This is a genomic window from Nocardiopsis chromatogenes YIM 90109 (assembly GCF_000341185.1).
Lineage (GTDB): Bacteria > Actinomycetota > Actinomycetes > Streptosporangiales > Streptosporangiaceae > Nocardiopsis_A > Nocardiopsis_A chromatogenes.
The window spans coordinates 1-15,961 of sequence record NZ_ANBH01000036.1; the positions used below are offsets into that span (position 1 = coordinate 1).

Consider the following 15,961-nt stretch of genomic DNA (forward strand, 5'->3'; position numbering starts at 1 on the left):
TGCCTGGCGGAACCGGTGCCTGGTCGGCGGTTGCGTGGCGGTTCCGCCGCGCAGGATGCCCGCAGGGGTGCTCGCGGGGTCCGAAAGGCGGGTTTGGGTCCGCCGCTACCGGCCCGGTGTCCGCTTCGCCCGATTCTCGGGGCGCAGACAGGCCTCCCGCGCCCTGTTCGACGCCCGGGGCGGCCCGGCGGGCGGTGCCGGTGTACGTTCATCGCGACATGTGAACGGGATCCGGTGCTTGGAGGGCCTTAAACGGCACACCAGGGCCGTTTGCCAGGCCTGGCGTCACCGTGTGTAGCCGATATCGGCCCCGCGCGGCCTCTTGGGGCCCGGCGGACGGGACCCGGCGGCCCAGCGCCTGCCCCCGCGCTCAGTCGGAACACCTCAGACAGGAATGAACAAGACATTTCACCTCTAGAACCTGTTCTGGTGTCGCGGTCTTCGTCGCTCCGGGACGTCCGTGGGTGTCGCTGGGCGCGTTTCCCGCCCCCGCCCGCACCTAACGCGGAGTATCCGCCCAGGCCACAGGACTGGGGGGGTTCACCGCGCCGGCCCGGCGGCCGCCACGGATGCGGAAGAGCGCGAACCCCGGGTGCCGCGCCGCCCTCCCGGACCGCGAGGAACCCGCCGCCCGGCAGGCAGGATCAGGGAACCGCCCCGCTCTCGCCGTCGCCGCCCATCACGGCGACCACCCGCGCGCCGGGCGGCCGACGGCGCTGCCGGAGGGGCCGCCGACCTTCGTCGTCGCCGCCTCCACCTGGCACCCCGGCGGCCTGCCGCCCGGCCGGGGCCGGGGAGTGGGGCACCGGCTCTGCCGCCCGCTGTCCACCTGGACCGCGAGGGGCCTGCCGCTCGGCAGGTGGGGCCGGGGAACCGCCCCGCTTGCTTCGTCGCCGCCCATTGTCGGACCCGTCCCCGTTCTGGTGCTTGGTGCTCTGGCTGACCGGCGGGCGCCATCGGCGGAATGACGGGCTTCTTCGGCCTGGCCCCGCTCTTCGCCGTCTCTCAAGACCGCTCTCCTGGTCAGTCTGACCTGGGACTTCCGGCGTGGTCCGCCGTGCTCTCGCCTTCTCGCCCATCGTCGGCGACACACGGGGGCGCCCGGCGCGGCCACCGTTGCCTTCGACCGCCGGGACGGGAAAGGATGCCCCAAGCGGCATTCCCGCGACCGTCCCCACCATGCGGGCGGTCGCGGCCGACCGGACCACCGTGAGGAGAACGCGACCCGTGAGCACCGACCCGATCGCCAGAGCCGGAGAGGCAGCGGACGCGCTGCGCGAGCGCACCGGTACCGATTCCTTCCGCGCCGCCGTCGTCCTGGGCTCGGGCTGGGGACCGGCCGCCGATGCGCTGGGGGAGACCGTCGAGGAGGTCCCCGTCACCGACCTGCCCGGCTTCCCACCGCCCGCGGTCACCGGGCACGCCGGGACGGTGCGCGCCGTGCGGTCCGGCGGCGGCGAGGTGCTCGTCTTCCTCGGCCGCACCCACCTGTACGAGGGGCACGGCGCCGACGCCGTCGCGCACGCGGTGCGCACGGCCGTCCAAGCCGGGGCCCAGACCATCGTGCTCACCAACGCCGCGGGCGGTCTGCGTTCGGATGTGCCGGTGGGAAGCCCGGTCCTCATCGCCGACCACATCAACCTCACCGCGCGCTCGCCCCTGACCGGTGCGGAGTTCGTCGACCTGACGACCCTGTACGACCCGCGCCTGCGCGCGCTGGCGCACGAGGTCGACCCCTCGCTGCCGGAGGGCGTCTACGCGGCCATGCCCGGCCCGCAGTTCGAGACCCCCGCCGAGATCCGCATGCTGCGCGCGCTCGGGGCCGACCTGGTGGGCATGTCCACCGCACTGGAGGCGATCGCGGCCCGCTCCCTAGGGGCCTCGGTGCTCGGTATCTCGCTGGTCACCAACATCGCGGCGGGCCTGTCGGACCAGCCCTTGGGCCACAAGGAGGTCCTGGACACCGGCCGCGAGGCCGCCGCCGGACTCGGCGGCCTGCTGGCGGGTGTGGTGGGCAAGCTCTGAGTCGGCTCCCCGCGGAGCGGAGGAGGAGCGAGGGAGCCTTCGGCGGCCGGAGCCGGGGCGGCCAGGCACGTCATGGCTGTGTGGTGGGCCTGGTCCACCGTCGGAGCCCTGACCGGCGACCGGCCAGGCGGTGACCGGCCCAGGCGGCGAACGGCCACGCGGTGACCGGCCCAGGCAGCGGGCGGCCGGATGCGGACGCCGTCACCGAGCGCCGGGTGGGCGCAGGAGGCCGGACAAGGGGTGGGCTCGGGGCCCGAGCGGCGTGCTGGTCGCCGGGTGGCGAGGGGACCGCCTCGTTCCCGGTGGGCGATGGGGCCTTCTCAAGGAACGCTGCCCGACCCGGGCGGCCTGCCCGATCCCGGGGTGTTCACGGCAGGCGTGCCGGTGCTCTCGTCGTCGGGGCGCACGTCGTGTGAATGCCCGGCGGTCCGCGGTCCACCGGTTCAAGGGCGCGCTTCGCGACGACGGAGTCCGCCGCTGCGGCCCCTGTCGGGGCCCAAAAGGCCGTTCCCCGTCGACGTCCGCGGAGTAGGCTGGCGGACGCCCGGGCGACCGGGGCGCACCCTCTGCGTCAGAAAGGCGTTCGCATGGAGGAGACCGCGGCCGTCCTGCGCGACCGTGCGCGCGAATGGCTGGCCCACGACCCCGACCCCGCCACCCGCGCCGAGCTCGCCGCCCTGCTGGACTCCGGCGACGACGCGGCCCTCGCCGACCGGTTCGGGGCCCACCTGGAGTTCGGCACCGCGGGCCTGCGCGGCGAGCTCGGGGCCGGACCCAACCGGATGAACACCGCCGTCGCCATGCGCGCGGCCGCCGGGGTCGCCGAATGGGCCGGGCCCGGCGCCGTCGTCGCCGTCGGGTACGACGCCCGCCACCGTTCCGCCGACTTCGCCCGTGCCACCGCCGAGGTCCTGGCCGGGGCCGGTTGCCGCCCCGTACTCCTCCCCGGCCCGCTGCCCACCCCCGTGCTCGCCTACGCCGTGCGCCGCCTGCGTGCCGCCGCCGGGGTGATGGTCACCGCAAGCCACAACCCCGCCCGCGACAGCGGCTACAAGGTCTTCCAGGGCACTGCCGGGGGCGCCGCGCCCGGCGAGGCGGGCGCGCAGATCATCCCGCCCTCGGACGTGGAGATCTCCACCGCCATCGACGCGGCCCCCTTCGCGGACGAACTGCCCCGGGGCACCGACGTCACCCCGGCGCCCGAGGGCCTGACCGCCGAGTACGCCGCCGCCGTGGCCGCCCTGCCCATCGGCGACGACCGCGACGTGCGCGTCTGCTACACGCCCCTGCACGGCGTCGGCGGCCCGGTGCTGCGTGCCGCCTTCGCCGAGGCCGGTATCCCCGCCCCGTACGGCGTCGCCGAGCAGGACGACCCCGACCCCGACTTTCCCACCGCCCCCTTCCCCAACCCCGAGGAGCCGGGGGTGATGGACGCCGCCATGGCCGAGGGGCGGCGTGTCGGCGCCGACATCGTCCTGGCCAACGACCCCGACGCCGACCGTCTCGCCGTGGGCGTACCCGGCGCCCCCGGCGGGCGGCTGCTGACCGGCGACGAGGTGGGCGGCCTGCTCGCCGAGCAGGTGCTGCGCGAGACCTCGGGCGCCGACCGGGTGGTGGCCACCACCATCGTGTCGGCCGGGCTGCTGCCGAAGATCGCCGCCGCGCACGGCGTGCGCTGCGCCGAGACGCTCACGGGCTTCAAGTGGCTGGTCCGCGCGGGCGGACCCGGCGAGCGCAACGTTTTCAGCTACGAGGAGGCCCTGGGCTACTGCATCGGCGGTGACGACGGCCGCCCTGTGCTGGACAAGGACGGGATCGGCGCGGCGCTGGTCCTGGCCGGGATCGCCGCGCGCGCGAAGCGCGCCGGGCGCACCCTGCTCGACCTGCTGGACGACCAGGCGCGCGCCTACGGGCTGCACCGCACGGGCCAGGTGTCGCTGCGGACCGACGACGCGGCCCGGATCGCCGGGGCCATGGAGCGCCTGCGCGCCGATACCCCGCGCGCCTTCGGGCCGCTGGAGGTGGAGGGGGTGGAGGACTTCGCCCCCGGGCTGGACGGGCTTCCGCCGACCGACGCCTTGCGCTACCGGCTGGGCGGCGGCGCGCGCGGGCGCGTGACGCTGCGCCCCTCGGGGACCGAGCCGAAGCTGAAGGCGTACCTGGAGGTCGTGCTACCGGTCGTCGACGAGATCGACGACGTGCGGCGGGAGGCCGACGCCTACCTGGAGGAGCTGAAGGAGGCCGTGGCCCGGGTGATGTGAGGGCGCGCGTCCACCGCCGGTCACGTGCGGTAGGAGAGGACGTGATCGCCGTCCGACCGGTTCGACGCTGACGCAGCGGCTCCGGGCCGAACCTGGTCCGGCCCTTCTGCGGAGCCCCGACCGGCGCCCTGCGGTCGCGTCCGTTGGAGAGGTGCCATTTCCGTCCGGCCTGGTCCGTGCGGTCGTCGCGGTGTCGGGGCGGCCCCGCCCGTGCGTCGGCACCCCGACCGGCGCCCTGCCTGTCGGCGCGCGCCCAAGGGGGCCGATGGGCCGCTTTCGAGGACACCGTCCCTCCGCCGCAATGGGCGGCCGGGGGATTCAGGCGTACGCCCCTTTCCGGCCCGCAGCGTGGCGTCTGTTGGAGAGGTGCGGCTTCTGTCCGACCCGGCCGACGCGAACGCCACGGCCTCGGGGCGGACCCGCCTCTACGTCGGTGCCCTGACCGGTTTCCCCATCTGTGGTCGGAGTTCGGCCGCCCCCCCACGGCGGCCATGGCCGCCGAGATTTCCACCGTACCGGCGGACGCCGTCACGGGCGGGGCGCCGGTCGGGGTGCCGACGTACGGCCGGGCCCGCTCTGGCGCCGTACCGGCCGTGCCGACCTGGCCGGATGGAGATCGCGCCATTCCAGAGTGCACGACCGCCCGCGGCAACCGGTAGGGCGGCGGCGTGACGCGACGAGGCCTCCAGGAGCGGGCCGGAGGCGTACGTTCGCGCGTGCGGGCGGGGGTCGTGGCCGGGGAGGGAGGCGGCGGGACGGCGGTCGGCCGTGCCCGCGCCGTCAGTCCTCGGCCGGGCGGACGACGGGGCGGTGCACCACCTCGTCGATGACGGTGAGGGTCTGGGTCGCGGTCACCCCCGGCAGGGATTGCAGCCGGGTCAGGATCAGGTCGCGCAGCTGGTCGGTGTCGGCGACGCGTACCAGCAGCACGATGTCGGCGGACCCCACCACGTACCAGCAGTATTCGACCTCGGGGTAGGACGACAGCACCTCCCGGTTGGCGCGCCAGTCCGGCTGGCTGCCGGAGATCAGGACCAGGGCGGTCACCCCCAGCCCCATCCGGGCGTGGTCGGCGATCACCGAGTAGCCGCGGATGATGCCGTCGTCGGTCAGGCGCTTGATGCGGTTGTAGGCCGTCGCGCGGGACACGTTGGCCAGTGCCGCGATCTCGGTGATGCCGGTGCGGGCGTCTTCGGACAGGGCGGAGATGATCACCTCGTCGGTGGCGTCGGGCAGCCGGGCGGCGCGCCGCGTGCGGGCGCGGGAGCGGTCCGGGGCGGCCGCGGCGCGGGGGCGGTCGGGCTCGGCGCCGGTGCCGGTCACGGCATCGGCGCCGGGCGGGGCGTCTGGTCCGGGTCGGGTGTCCCCGTGGGCCATGCGGCGTCTCCATGGGTGCGGGTGCTCAGAAACGAAGTACCAGGTATGAGACGGTTTAGTCCATTATCGTCTTGACCGGTGAGACGGGGTGGGGCGGCGCGGCCCCGCCTAGGATGGGTCGGCGGCCGCCCCCGACCCGCGCTCCGCGCGGACGGCCGCCCATGGGAAGGATGCGCCATGCCGGTCTCCGCCGAAGTCCGCGAACGCGTCCGCGGCTTCCTGCCCGCGGGCGAGGACATCCGCTACATCTTCCCGGCCTCGTGGAACGAGACGGTCTTCTTCGTGTTCGTGGTCACCGACTCGGCCATCACGGTGGTCTCCAACCGGTTCTGGAGCCGCACCCGCCCCAAGCGCATCTGGCACGTCTTCCCCCGGGGGGTGCGCATCGGCCCGGTGGAGACAAATCTCATCCCCGCATTCGAGCTGGGCGGCCACACCTTCGAGGTGGAGGAGGAGTACGTCTCGGTGATCAACGCCTGCGACGCCGAGATCGGCGACGAGGGCCTGCCCGAGGACCCCTTCCCGGACCTGTGAGCCGGGGGCGGTCGCGACCGGCGCCGCCTCTCCCCGCTCATGGACGCCGGGCGTGTGCGTCTCCGGCGCCCCTCGCCCCGGCCCTGCCGTTCGCGCGCCCCGCCGCCGTGCCGCGGCCTCTGCCGGGCCCCGGCGCGGCCCGTCCCGTGCGGCCCCGTCGGTGGGGCCGTCTCGAACGACCTCCGCCCACGGCCTGATTACGTCCTTCATGGTTAGACGATAGCGGAGCAAAATCCATATTTCGTTCGCAATTGTTTCGACTTTGCGTCGATATCTAGCGCAACTGTCGATCTCCTGTCCAGAATCGGGGCACGTGGACCGATACGTCACCGACCGTCCCGGGCCGACCGCCGGGGACGGCCGGAACGCCGACACACCCGAACGCGACACCGACCCACCGACACCGCGGTCATGCCGGTGATAAGGGAGCCGCCCCTCATGACGATGCCGAGCCCCACACACGCCGGGCCCGACCCCCACCCGGAGTTCGGCCCCGACCTCGCGCGGCGCTGCTACCGCGAGATGCTCACCGCGCGGCGCATCGACGAGGAGGCGATCGCCCTGCAGCGCCAGGGCGTCTTCCCCGCCTACGTCTCCCTGCGCGGGCAGGAGGCCGCCCAGGTCGCCGGGGCGGCGGCGCTCGACACCGAGCGCGACTTCGCCTTCCCGACCTACCGGGAGATGGGCGTGGCCCTGGCGATGGGTGTGGACATGGTCGGCTACATGGCCAGCCACCGGGCCCTGTGGCACGGCGGCCTGTACGACCCGATGGCCTCCCGCTTCTCCAGCCTGAACGCGGTCGTGGGCGGACCGGTGCCGCACGCGGTCGGCTGGGCGGTCGGCGAGCGGCTGCGCGGCGGGTCCGGCTGCGCGGTGGCCTACTTCGGCGACGGCGCCAGCTCCGAGGGCGACGTGCACGAGGCGATGAACTTCGCGGCCGTCTACCGGGCCCCGGTGGTGTTCTTCTGCCAGAACAACCGGTGGGCCCTGTCGGTGCCCAACGACCGGCAGGTCGCGGGCGGCTCGGTCGCCGCCCGCGCCCAGGGCTACGGCATGCCGGGCACGGCGGTCGACGGGAACGACGCCGCCGCCGTCCACCGCGCCACCGCCCAGGCGCTGGAGCGCGCCCGCTCGGGGCAGGGGCCCAGCCTCATCGAGGCGCTCACCTACCGGGTGGAGCCGCACTCCACCTCCGACGACACCTCCCGCTACCGGGACGCCGGGGAGGAGCGCGCCTGGCGCGACCGCGACCCGCTGACCCTCCTGCGGGCGCGCATGGAGGCCGACGGCAGCGGCGACCCCGCCTTCTTCGAACAGGCCGCGCACGAGGCCCGGGAGCGCGCCGAGGCCGTCCGCGACGGGGTCGCCGCGGCCCCCGAGCCCGAGGGCACCGACCTGTTCGCCCACGTCTTCCGCGAGCCCACCGAGGAGCTCGCCCGGCAGCAGCGCGTCTGGCACGAGGAGGTCCGGCCGTGACCGGCACGATGACCGAGGCGGCCGCGGCCGCCCGCAGGCCCGCCCCCGCGGCCGGGGGCCGCGAGATGTCGATGCAGCAGGCGATCAACGCCGCCCTGCGCACCGTTCTCGAACAGGACCCCGGCACCCTGGTCTTCGGCGAGGACGTGGGCGCCCTCGGCGGCGTCTTCCGGGTCACCGACGGCCTGCAGCGCGACTTCGGCTCCGAGCGCGTCTTCGACACCCCGCTGGCCGAGTCCGCCATCGTCGGCATGGCGGTGGGCCTGGCCATGAACGGCTGGCGGCCCATCCCCGAGCTGCAGTTCGACGGGTTCGCCTACCCGGCCGTGGACCAGATCGTCAACCAGCTCGCCCGGATGCACTACCGCAGCCGCGGCGCCGCACCGATGCCGGTCACCCTGCGCCTGCCGAGCTTCGGCGGCATCCAGGCACCCGAGCACCACGGGGAGAGCCTGGAGGCGCTCTTCGCGCACGTGCCCGGACTCAAGGTGTGCGCGCCCTCCGACCCGCAGGACGCCTACCGGCTGCTGGTGCAGGCGGTGCGCTGCGACGACCCCGTCGTCTATATGGAGCCCAAGGCCCGCTACTGGGAGCGCCGCCCGGTGGACACCGCCGCCGGCGCCGACGACATGCCGGTGGGCCGCAGCCGCGTGCTCCGCCCCGGCCGGCACGCCACGCTGGTGGCGTGGGGGGCCATGGTGCACCGGTGCCTGCAGGCCGCCGAGTACGCCGCCGAGGACGGGGTGGAGCTGGAGGTGGTGGACCTGCGCTGGCTCAAGCCGATCGACGCCGAGGGGCTGGCCGCCTCGGCGGCCCGCACCCGCCGGGCGGTGGTGGTGCACGAGGCGCCGCTGACCGCGGGCCTGGGGGCGGAGGTCGGCTCCCTGATCACCGAGCGCGCCTTCGGCGCGCTGGCCGCCCCGGTGGAGCGGGTGGCCGGGTTCGACGTGCCCTACCCGGCCGGGCCGCTGGAGCCGCAGTACCTGCCCACCATCGACCGCATCCTGTCCGCCGTGCAGAGGACCCTGGAGTACGAGCGCCCATGACCGACACCACCGAGCGCACCTTCACCCTGCCCGACCTGGGCGAGGGCCTGGTCGAGGCCACCGTCCTGGAATGGCTGGCCGCCCCCGGCGACGAGATCGCGCGCAACGCCCCGCTGGTGGAGCTGGAGACCACCAAGTCGGCCGTGGAGATCCCCTCCCCGCACGGCGGCACCATCGTGCGGCTGCACGCCGCCGAGGGCGAGGTGGTCCAGGTGGGGGCGCCCCTGGTCACCTTCGCGGTGGAGGCGCCGGCCGGGGACGGCCGCACCGGCGCGCAGTCGGGGATCGTGGGGCGGGTCCCGACGGAGGACGAGCCGCCGCGGCGGCGGGGGCGCCTGCGTCCGCCGCAGGAGTGAGCAGGAGCGACCGGGCGACCGCGGGCCGGGCCGAAAAGGGGTCCGGCCGCTCCGGGAGGCCCGGTCACGGTGGAGACGACGCTGCGTGGCCGCGCCATGTGCCGGTGACGCCGGGAAACGGTGGGAAATGGACCAGGTCTTCCCCGCAGAGGTGCCCATCCGGTGCATGGTCGAGGGGGACCCCGCCGCAGCGGGCGGGGCGCCTCCCGTCCTGCTGCTGCACGGGTTCGGGTCGAACCACGAGATGAACTGGGTGCGGGCCGGGTGGCCCGCCGCCTTGGAGGGGCGCGCGACGATCGCCCCCGACCTGCGCGGGCACGGCGGCAGCGGCAAGCCGCACGACGACGACGCCTACACGCCCGAGCGGATCGCCGAGGACGTGGTGCACGTTCTGGACGCGGTGGGCGCGGACCGGGTCGACGTCCTCGCGTACTCGATGGGCTCGCGCAACGCCTGGGAGCTGGCGCTGCGCCACCCCCACCGGGTGCGCCGCCTGGTGCTGGCGGGGTTCGGCCCGAGGGACCCCTTCGCCGGGGCCGACCTGTACGCGCTGGAGCGGGATGACTCGCCGTTCGGACGGCTGTACCGGGTGGCGGCGACGCTGCCCGGCAACGACATGGAGGCGCTGGCGGCGTGCGCGCGCGGGCAGGCGTCGCGGCCGTTCACCCCTGAGCCGGTGCCGGGTGCGCCCATGCTGTTCGCGGCGGGGGAACGGGACGCGGTGGCCGAGGACGTGGAGGAGCTGGCCGAGCGCTGCGGCACACAGGTGGTGCGGATCCCGAAGCGGGACCACGCAACCGCGGTGTCGGCGCGGGCGCTCAAGGAGGCCGTGCGGGACTTCCTGGCGGTGGAGGCGCCCGCGGGCAGCGGCGGGGCCTGAGAGGAGCCGGAGAGGCCACAGGGGCCGTCCCCGTCGGAGTGTGTGTCGGGGTCGGTGCCACGCGCGGCGGCCGGGACCGTTCGGCCTCAGGAGACGCCCCGGTCGGGCCCTTGACGGCCCGGACGTGTGCCTGCCCGGGCACGGCGCCCGTGCGGCCCGCCGACAGGCGGGGCGCCGGTCGGAGCACCGATGCAGGGGCAGGGTCGCCCGAGGCGTGACGATCGTGCTGGCCTGAAGGCGGCCCGGTCGGTCCCAGAGCCGTATTCAGCGGGCGACCCGGCCGGGCGGAAGTTCCGTGGACGTGACCTCCCAGCAGGACGCCGAGGCGATGTAGGGCGGGATCGGGGGCTGTCGTGTTTCCGCGTCCCCGTGCCCCGGGCGGGGTCATCGTCCTGCGCAGACCGTTCTACCGCGGGTCGGGCGGGACCTCCGCGGCACGTGCCCCCGGTCGTCGCGGTGTCCCCGGTCCGCGCGGATGCACAGGCCCACTGGAGTAGCGTCGGCCACCACCCGGACCTGTCGATTCGCTCGCCCGCGCCTTGGGTGAACTCCCCACCGAATTCGCCAACGGTGTCGCTGGAGCGGTGGAACGTTCGGCGGCCATGGTCGTCATGGGCGGGCGGCCGCAGGCCGACGGCCAGGGCGCCGACGCGGGGGTAGGGCCGCCCCAACGCCACGACGAGCGCGCTGACCTGGTCGGTCGGAACGGAAATGTCACCACTCCAGCCGATGTGAACCGACCGGGGGGAAAGGGAGCGCGCCGCAGCAGGAGGCCGGGGGAGGGCGGGATCGGCTTCGTCCGGCCCGGCAAGCTGTGTGTCCCGCGGGGCCTGTGCTTCCCGTTTCGCATGTGATTTACGGGGCGCCAGAGAAATGAGGGCGGTGTTACGGCCACATTCGGTCGAGCTGAATGGCCGTAATACCGTCCCCGGGCCTCCGGCGCCCCGGCGATCCCCGGGAGGGGACGTTCCGGGCCCGGGGATCGCCGGGGAGCCGCCACCGGAATCAGCGGCCACACGTGCCCAAAGTCCCCGTTTCGGCCGCCCTGAGCGTTTCCGCTCCCGGTCCCGGAGCGGGCACGTCCGCTGGAGGGGTGTCATTTCCGTTCCGTCCGACCAGGTCAGCGCGGTCGTCACGGTGCCGGGCGGCCCCGCCCCTGCGTCGCCGTCCCGACCTGCGCCCCGACCGGCGCCCCGCCTGTCGGCGGGCCGCCTCCNCCGCCGGAGGTTCCACCGCTCCAGCGGACGCCGTCCCCGGAGGAGCGGCAGGGCGTTCGGGGTGCCCCGCCGTTCGGCCGCACCGCCCCCGGGATCGTCGATACTCGGTGGCGCCGTTTCCGTTTTCTGTCCGTTTCGCATTGATTCAGCCGAATCGCAGTCGGTATTGAAGCGGTCCGTTTCCGTGACGGGACGGCATTCATCCGACGTTTTTCGGTGATTCCGACAACGCTCTCCTCTCGCCTTCGTAACAACCTTTCCGGCGCTAATGGTGGCAATTCCCCTAAACGGATATCGTCCGGCGACATGACCCGGCCGTGCCACGGCCCGGTGGCCGGCCCGTGACCCGGGCCGGCGCGGTGCTCGAAGGGGAGATGAACTGTGAGACGCACGATCGCCGCCAGGGGTGCCGCCGCCGTGGCGGCCGGGACCCTCGCCTTCGCCCTGTCCGCCTGCGACGACCCCGGGGGCCCAGCCGACGGCGGGGACGGCGGCGGGGAAGGGGGCGGCGACTCCGCCTCCGACCTGCGGGTCGGCCTGGCCTACGACATCGGCGGGCGCGGCGACAAGTCCTTCAACGACTCCGCCTACCGCGGGCTCCAGCGCGTCGAGGAGGAGCTGGGCGTCGCCGAGGTCAACGACCTGGAGCCGAGCAACGACGAACCCGACAGCGCCAAGGTCGACCGGCTGCGCCTCATGGCCGACCAGGACTTCGACGTGGTCATCGCGGTCGGCTTCGCCTACGCCGAGCCGCTGCGCGAGGTCGCCCCGGACTACCCGGACGTGCACTTCGCCATCATCGACGAGGAGATCGACGACCTCGACAACGTCACCAGCCTCGTCTTCGCCGAGGAGGAGGCCTCCTTCCTGGCCGGGGTCGCGGCCGCGCACACCACCGAGGAGGACCACGTCGGCTTCGTCGGGGGCGTGCAGACCCCGCTGATCGAGAAGTTCGAGTCCGGGTTCACCGCCGGGGTCGAGCACGTCGACGACGGCATCGAGATCGAGACCCAGTACCTGAGCCAGCCCCCGGACATGGGCGGGTTCCAGGACCCCGCGGCGGGCAAGTCGGCCGCCCGCAGCCAGTACGACGCCGGGGCCGACGTGATCTACCACGCCTCCGGGGCCTCCGGGAACGGCGTGCTGGAGGCCGCCGAAGAGGAGGACAAGTACTTCATCGGCGTCGACAGCGACCAGTACGAGAGCGCCACCGACGCGCAGAAGCCCCTCGTCATCACCTCCGCGATGAAGCGCATCGACACCGCCGTCTTCGAGTTCGTCTCCGCCGTGGCCGACGGCGAGGTCGAGTCCGGCGTCCAGCGCTTCGACCTGTCCGACGGCGGCGTCGACTACGCCGACTCCAACGAGGAGGCCATGGGCGAGATCGGCGACGAGCTGGAAGAGGCCAAGCAGCAGATCATCGACGGGGAGATCGAGGTCTCCTCCTCCTGACGGGCACCGGGCGCGGGCGGGCACCCCGCCCGCGCCCGGAGGCGCGGGGCGGAGCACCGACGGGAGGAAGATGGGCAGGGCGCAGGCGGCCGACGAGCGGCCCCCGCCGGCGGTCGAGCTGCGGGGGATCACCAAGCGGTTCCCCGGCGTGGTGGCCAACCACGACATCGACATCGAGGTGGCGGCCGGGACCGTGCACGCCATCGTGGGCGAGAACGGCGCGGGCAAGTCGACGCTGATGAAGACCCTCTACGGGCTGCACCGGCCCGATGAGGGGACGGTGCGCGTCGACGGGGAGGAGGTGGTGCTCTCCTCCCCGGCGGACGCCATCCGGCACGGCATCGGCATGGTGCACCAGCACTTCATGCTGGCCGACAACCTCACGGTCCTGGAGAACACCGTGCTGGGCGCCGAGGCCGCCTACGGCATCGGAGCCCGCGCCCGGCGGCGGGTCGAGGAGCTGTCCGGCCAGTACGGGCTGGGGGTGCGCCCCGACGCGCTCACCGAGGAGCTGGGGGTGGGCGACCGCCAGCGCCTGGAGATCCTCAAGGTGCTCTACCGGGGCGCGCGCATCGTCATCCTCGACGAGCCGACGGCGGTGCTGGTGCCCCAGGAGGTCGACGAGCTCTTCGAGAACCTGCGCGAGCTCAAGCGCGAGGGGCTCACCGTCATCTTCATCTCGCACAAGCTGGACGAGGTGCTGCGGGTCGCCGACACCGTCACCGTCATCCGCCGCGGCACCACCGTGGACACGGTGGACCCGGCGCGCACCACCGCGCGGGAGCTGGCCGCCCTCATGGTCGGCGGGTCGCTGCCGGTGCCGGAGCTGCGCGCGTCCACCGCCTCCGAGGAGACCGCACTGGCCGTGGACGGGCTGACCGTGCGCACCCCCGACGGGCGGACCGCCCTGGACCGGGTGTCGCTGCGGGTGCGGCGGGGCGAGATCGTCGGCATCGCCGGGGTCGAGGGCAACGGCCAGTCGGAGCTGATCGAGGCGGTGATGGGCATCCGCCCGGCCGCCGCCGGGCGGGTGGAGCTGATGGGCGCCGACATCACCGGCCTGCCCACCCGGGCGGTGCGCGAGGCGGGCGTCGGGTTCGTCCCGGAGGACCGGCACCGGCAGGGGCTGCTGCTGGAGGCGCCGCTGTGGGAGAACCGGGTGCTCGGCCACCAGACGCGGCCGCCCAGCGCCAAGGGGGCGCTGATCGACGCCGAGGGGGCGCGGGAGGACACCCGCAGGATCGTGCGCGCCTACGACGTGCGCACCCCCGGGGTGGACACCGCCGCCGACGCGCTGAGCGGCGGCAACCAGCAGAAGCTCATCGTGGGGCGGGAGATGAGCGGCGGCCCGGTGCTGCTGCTGGCCGCCCACCCGACCCGCGGGGTGGACGTGGGCGCCCAGGCGGCGATCTGGGAGCACCTGCGCCGGGCGCGGTCGGAAGGGCTGGCGGTGCTGCTGGTCTCGGCCGACCTGGACGAGCTGATCGGGATGAGCGACCGGCTGCTGGTGATCCTGCGCGGGCGGCTGGTGGCCGAGGCCGACCCCGGGCGGGTGACCCCGGAACGGCTGGGGTCGGCGATGACGGGCGTGGCCCTGGGCGACGAGTCGGACGAGGGCGGCGTGCGCCCGCTGGCGGCCCCCGACGGGGCCGAGGCGGCGGAGCCGGAGGCCGCCGGAGAGACCGGGGCCGAGGCGGACGGAGCGGACGGGCCCGAGGGCGCCGCCGGAGGCCGGGAATGAGGGCCGTCGACACGGGCGGGGCCGATGAGGGCGGCCGTCCGCACGCCCCGGCGGCGGCCCTGGGCATCTTCGGTGCGGCGGCGTCCGGTGGCCGGTACGTGGCAGTGGACCCCGGAGGGCTTCCGGACGGCTCGGTCCCGGTGCCCTGGAGCGTCGAGGGGAGCGATCAGCGCGTGCGGCCGCGCCTTCACGCCCGGCCCGCCGGGGCGCTCACGGCGGCTTGGCCGCCGTGCCCTGAGCCTCACAGCTCCGATGCGCGACGCCGGGGGGAGCGATACGGGCCGCCTCCCGTGGAGTGGCGTGACTCCCGTTCGACCAGGTCGGCGCTGACGGCGCATTCCGTCGTGGGCCCGTCGGGGCATTGGGGGCTCCGACCGGGGCACCCGCCGGGGTGGGGCGGCCTTCGGGCGCCCGCGGTGGGACGGCCATGGTCGCTGAAGGCTCTACCGCTCCAGCGCACACTCGCGCGATGGGTGGGGAGGCGGCCGTCGTCCGCGGGGCGGTTCGCGGCGATTCCACCGGCCCTCGCCGAGGCGTTCGGCCGGGGCGGCCGATGGAGTGCGCAGGGGGCGTGCTCTTTCCGGGGACAGGGATCGTCCCCCGTCGGGCGGCTCTCGGACGGCCGACGGCCGCGGTGCCGGTCGGCGGCCCGATGGGCGGTCATCCCAGGCTCAGGGGGCGACACCCCTGCCCTGGGGGGATGGAGGCCGCCCCGTTCCAGGGGACGTGACCGGACCGGCCGATCCGGCCCCACCCCCCGGACCCCGCGGGGCAGCGAAGGCGGCCCGAACGGCCGCACGAACGTGAACGGAAGCGGAGGCGGCCGATGAGCGGCGCCGAGCACGGGCCGCCGGGCGGCGGCGAACGGCCCGAGGGGCCGGACCGGCCCGGAGGGCCGGTGGGGCCCGGGGAACGGGGACCCGACACCGCTCCCCGCCCCGCGTCCACCGAGGCGCGCCCGCGGGGCGGCCTCCTTCAGGTCTGGCCCGGGGTGGCCGCTGCCGCCGTCGCGGCGGCCGCCGGCCGCGGCCACCTGGCTCCTGGACTTGTTCCTGATCGCCGCGGCGGCGCTGGCGGTCGCCGTCGCGGCCTCCTCCCTCGCCTCGGCCCTCGCCCCGCGTGCGCTGCCCCCGGCCTTCGCCGCCGCCGTGCGCGGCGACGAGCCCCCGCTGATCCGGGGCGCCGTCCTGGTCCTGTCCCCGGTGCTGGGCGTCGCCCTCGGGTTCGCCGTCGCGGCCGCCGCCGACCTGTGGCTCATCGAGCCGGTCGCCTACGCCCTCGGCGGGCTCGTCGGCGGGGCCGCCGCGCCGCTCGTCCACCGGGGGCTCACCCGCGACCTGGCCCTGGCCACGGCCGCCGTCGGCACCGCCGTGGTGCTCGCGCTCCTGGCCACCGCCGCCGTGCTCGTGGCCACCGGGGTGGACCCGCTGTTCGCGTTCTCCGAGATGCTCGCGCACGGCACCCGGCCCGACAGCCTCGTCAACATCGTCAACAACGCCTCCACCCTCTACCTGTCCGCGGTCGCGGTGGCCATCGGCTTCCGCATGCGGCTGTTCAACATCGGCGTCGACGGCCAGTACCGGCTGGCGGCGCTGG

General features: G+C 75.0%; 10 protein-coding genes and 1 pseudogene. 10 read left to right on the forward strand and 1 reads right to left on the reverse strand.

Annotated features, from left to right (window positions below; all coding sequences use genetic code 11):
- The first annotated feature begins 1,227 nt into the window (after nucleotides 1-1,227).
- Together D476_RS0103610 and D476_RS0103615 are read left to right on the forward strand one after the other, a co-directional pair.
- Entirely contained in the window at nucleotides 1,228-2,025 is a 798-nt protein-coding gene (locus D476_RS0103610) for a purine-nucleoside phosphorylase (RefSeq protein WP_017622615.1), read from the forward strand.
- Between the two features lie 587 nt (nucleotides 2,026-2,612).
- Complete coding sequence (locus tag D476_RS0103615) at nucleotides 2,613-4,286, forward strand: phospho-sugar mutase (RefSeq protein ID WP_017622616.1); 1,674 nt, start codon at nucleotides 2,613-2,615, stop codon at nucleotides 4,284-4,286.
- A 780-nt stretch (nucleotides 4,287-5,066) separates the two neighbouring features.
- Here D476_RS0103615 and D476_RS31980 read toward each other — a convergent pair.
- A complete protein-coding gene (locus D476_RS31980) occupies nucleotides 5,067-5,663 on the reverse strand; it encodes an Lrp/AsnC family transcriptional regulator (RefSeq protein WP_017622617.1) in 597 nt (198 codons plus the stop codon).
- Between the two features lie 177 nt (nucleotides 5,664-5,840).
- On the opposite strand from D476_RS31980, the gene D476_RS0103625 reads away from it, so the two are divergent.
- The 8 genes and pseudogenes from D476_RS0103625 to D476_RS36005 all read left to right on the forward strand — a co-directional run.
- The gene (locus tag D476_RS0103625; RefSeq protein ID WP_017622618.1) at nucleotides 5,841-6,197 is read left to right on the forward strand and encodes a hypothetical protein; all 357 of its coding nucleotides are present in this window, start codon (nucleotides 5,841-5,843) and stop codon (nucleotides 6,195-6,197) included.
- A gap of 438 nt (nucleotides 6,198-6,635) precedes the next feature.
- Nucleotides 6,636-7,673, forward strand: a complete 1,038-nt coding sequence (locus D476_RS0103630; protein WP_017622619.1) for a thiamine pyrophosphate-dependent dehydrogenase E1 component subunit alpha — start codon at nucleotides 6,636-6,638, stop codon at nucleotides 7,671-7,673.
- Nucleotides 7,674-7,681: 8 nt separating this feature from the next.
- Complete coding sequence (locus D476_RS0103635) at nucleotides 7,682-8,719, forward strand: alpha-ketoacid dehydrogenase subunit beta (RefSeq protein ID WP_026123203.1); 1,038 nt, start codon at nucleotides 7,682-7,684, stop codon at nucleotides 8,717-8,719.
- Complete coding sequence (locus tag D476_RS0103640; RefSeq protein ID WP_017622621.1) at nucleotides 8,716-9,075, forward strand: biotin/lipoyl-containing protein; 360 nt, start codon at nucleotides 8,716-8,718, stop codon at nucleotides 9,073-9,075. Before D476_RS0103635 ends, D476_RS0103640 begins: the two co-directional genes overlap by 4 nt.
- Before the next feature lie 127 nt (nucleotides 9,076-9,202).
- Nucleotides 9,203-9,955: an alpha/beta fold hydrolase gene (locus tag D476_RS0103645; protein WP_017622622.1), complete on the forward strand. Its 753-nt coding sequence runs from the start codon at nucleotides 9,203-9,205 to the stop codon at nucleotides 9,953-9,955.
- Nucleotides 9,956-11,553: 1,598 nt separating this feature from the next.
- Nucleotides 11,554-12,624 carry a BMP family lipoprotein gene (locus D476_RS0103650; RefSeq protein WP_017622623.1) on the forward strand — a complete coding sequence of 357 codons (1,071 nt, stop codon included), beginning with the start codon at nucleotides 11,554-11,556 and terminating at the stop codon, nucleotides 12,622-12,624.
- Nucleotides 12,625-12,694: 70 nt separating this feature from the next.
- Nucleotides 12,695-14,365 carry an ABC transporter ATP-binding protein gene (locus D476_RS0103655; protein ID WP_017622624.1) on the forward strand — a complete coding sequence of 557 codons (1,671 nt, stop codon included), beginning with the start codon at nucleotides 12,695-12,697 and terminating at the stop codon, nucleotides 14,363-14,365.
- Nucleotides 14,366-15,411: 1,046 nt separating this feature from the next.
- Nucleotides 15,412-15,961 (forward strand): annotated as a pseudogene (locus D476_RS36005) (ABC transporter permease); the annotation flags it as partial.

What these genes read in the sequence shown, in the direction of transcription:
- D476_RS0103635 (WP_026123203.1), top strand. Translation starts at nt 7,682, where the DNA reads ATGACCGAGGCGGCCGCGGCCGCCCGCAGGCCCGCCCCCGCGGCCGGG.
- D476_RS0103645 (WP_017622622.1), top strand. Translation starts at nt 9,203, where the DNA reads ATGGACCAGGTCTTCCCCGCAGAGGTGCCCATCCGGTGCATGGTCGAG.
- D476_RS0103640 (WP_017622621.1), top strand. Translation starts at nt 8,716, where the DNA reads ATGACCGACACCACCGAGCGCACCTTCACCCTGCCCGACCTGGGCGAG.
- D476_RS0103655 (WP_017622624.1), top strand. Translation starts at nt 12,695, where the DNA reads ATGGGCAGGGCGCAGGCGGCCGACGAGCGGCCCCCGCCGGCGGTCGAG.
- D476_RS0103625 (WP_017622618.1), top strand. Translation starts at nt 5,841, where the DNA reads ATGCCGGTCTCCGCCGAAGTCCGCGAACGCGTCCGCGGCTTCCTGCCC.
- D476_RS0103615 (WP_017622616.1), top strand. Translation starts at nt 2,613, where the DNA reads ATGGAGGAGACCGCGGCCGTCCTGCGCGACCGTGCGCGCGAATGGCTG.
- D476_RS31980 (WP_017622617.1), bottom strand. Translation starts at nt 5,663, where the DNA reads ATGGCCCACGGGGACACCCGACCCGGACCAGACGCCCCGCCCGGCGCC.
- D476_RS0103630 (WP_017622619.1), top strand. Translation starts at nt 6,636, where the DNA reads ATGACGATGCCGAGCCCCACACACGCCGGGCCCGACCCCCACCCGGAG.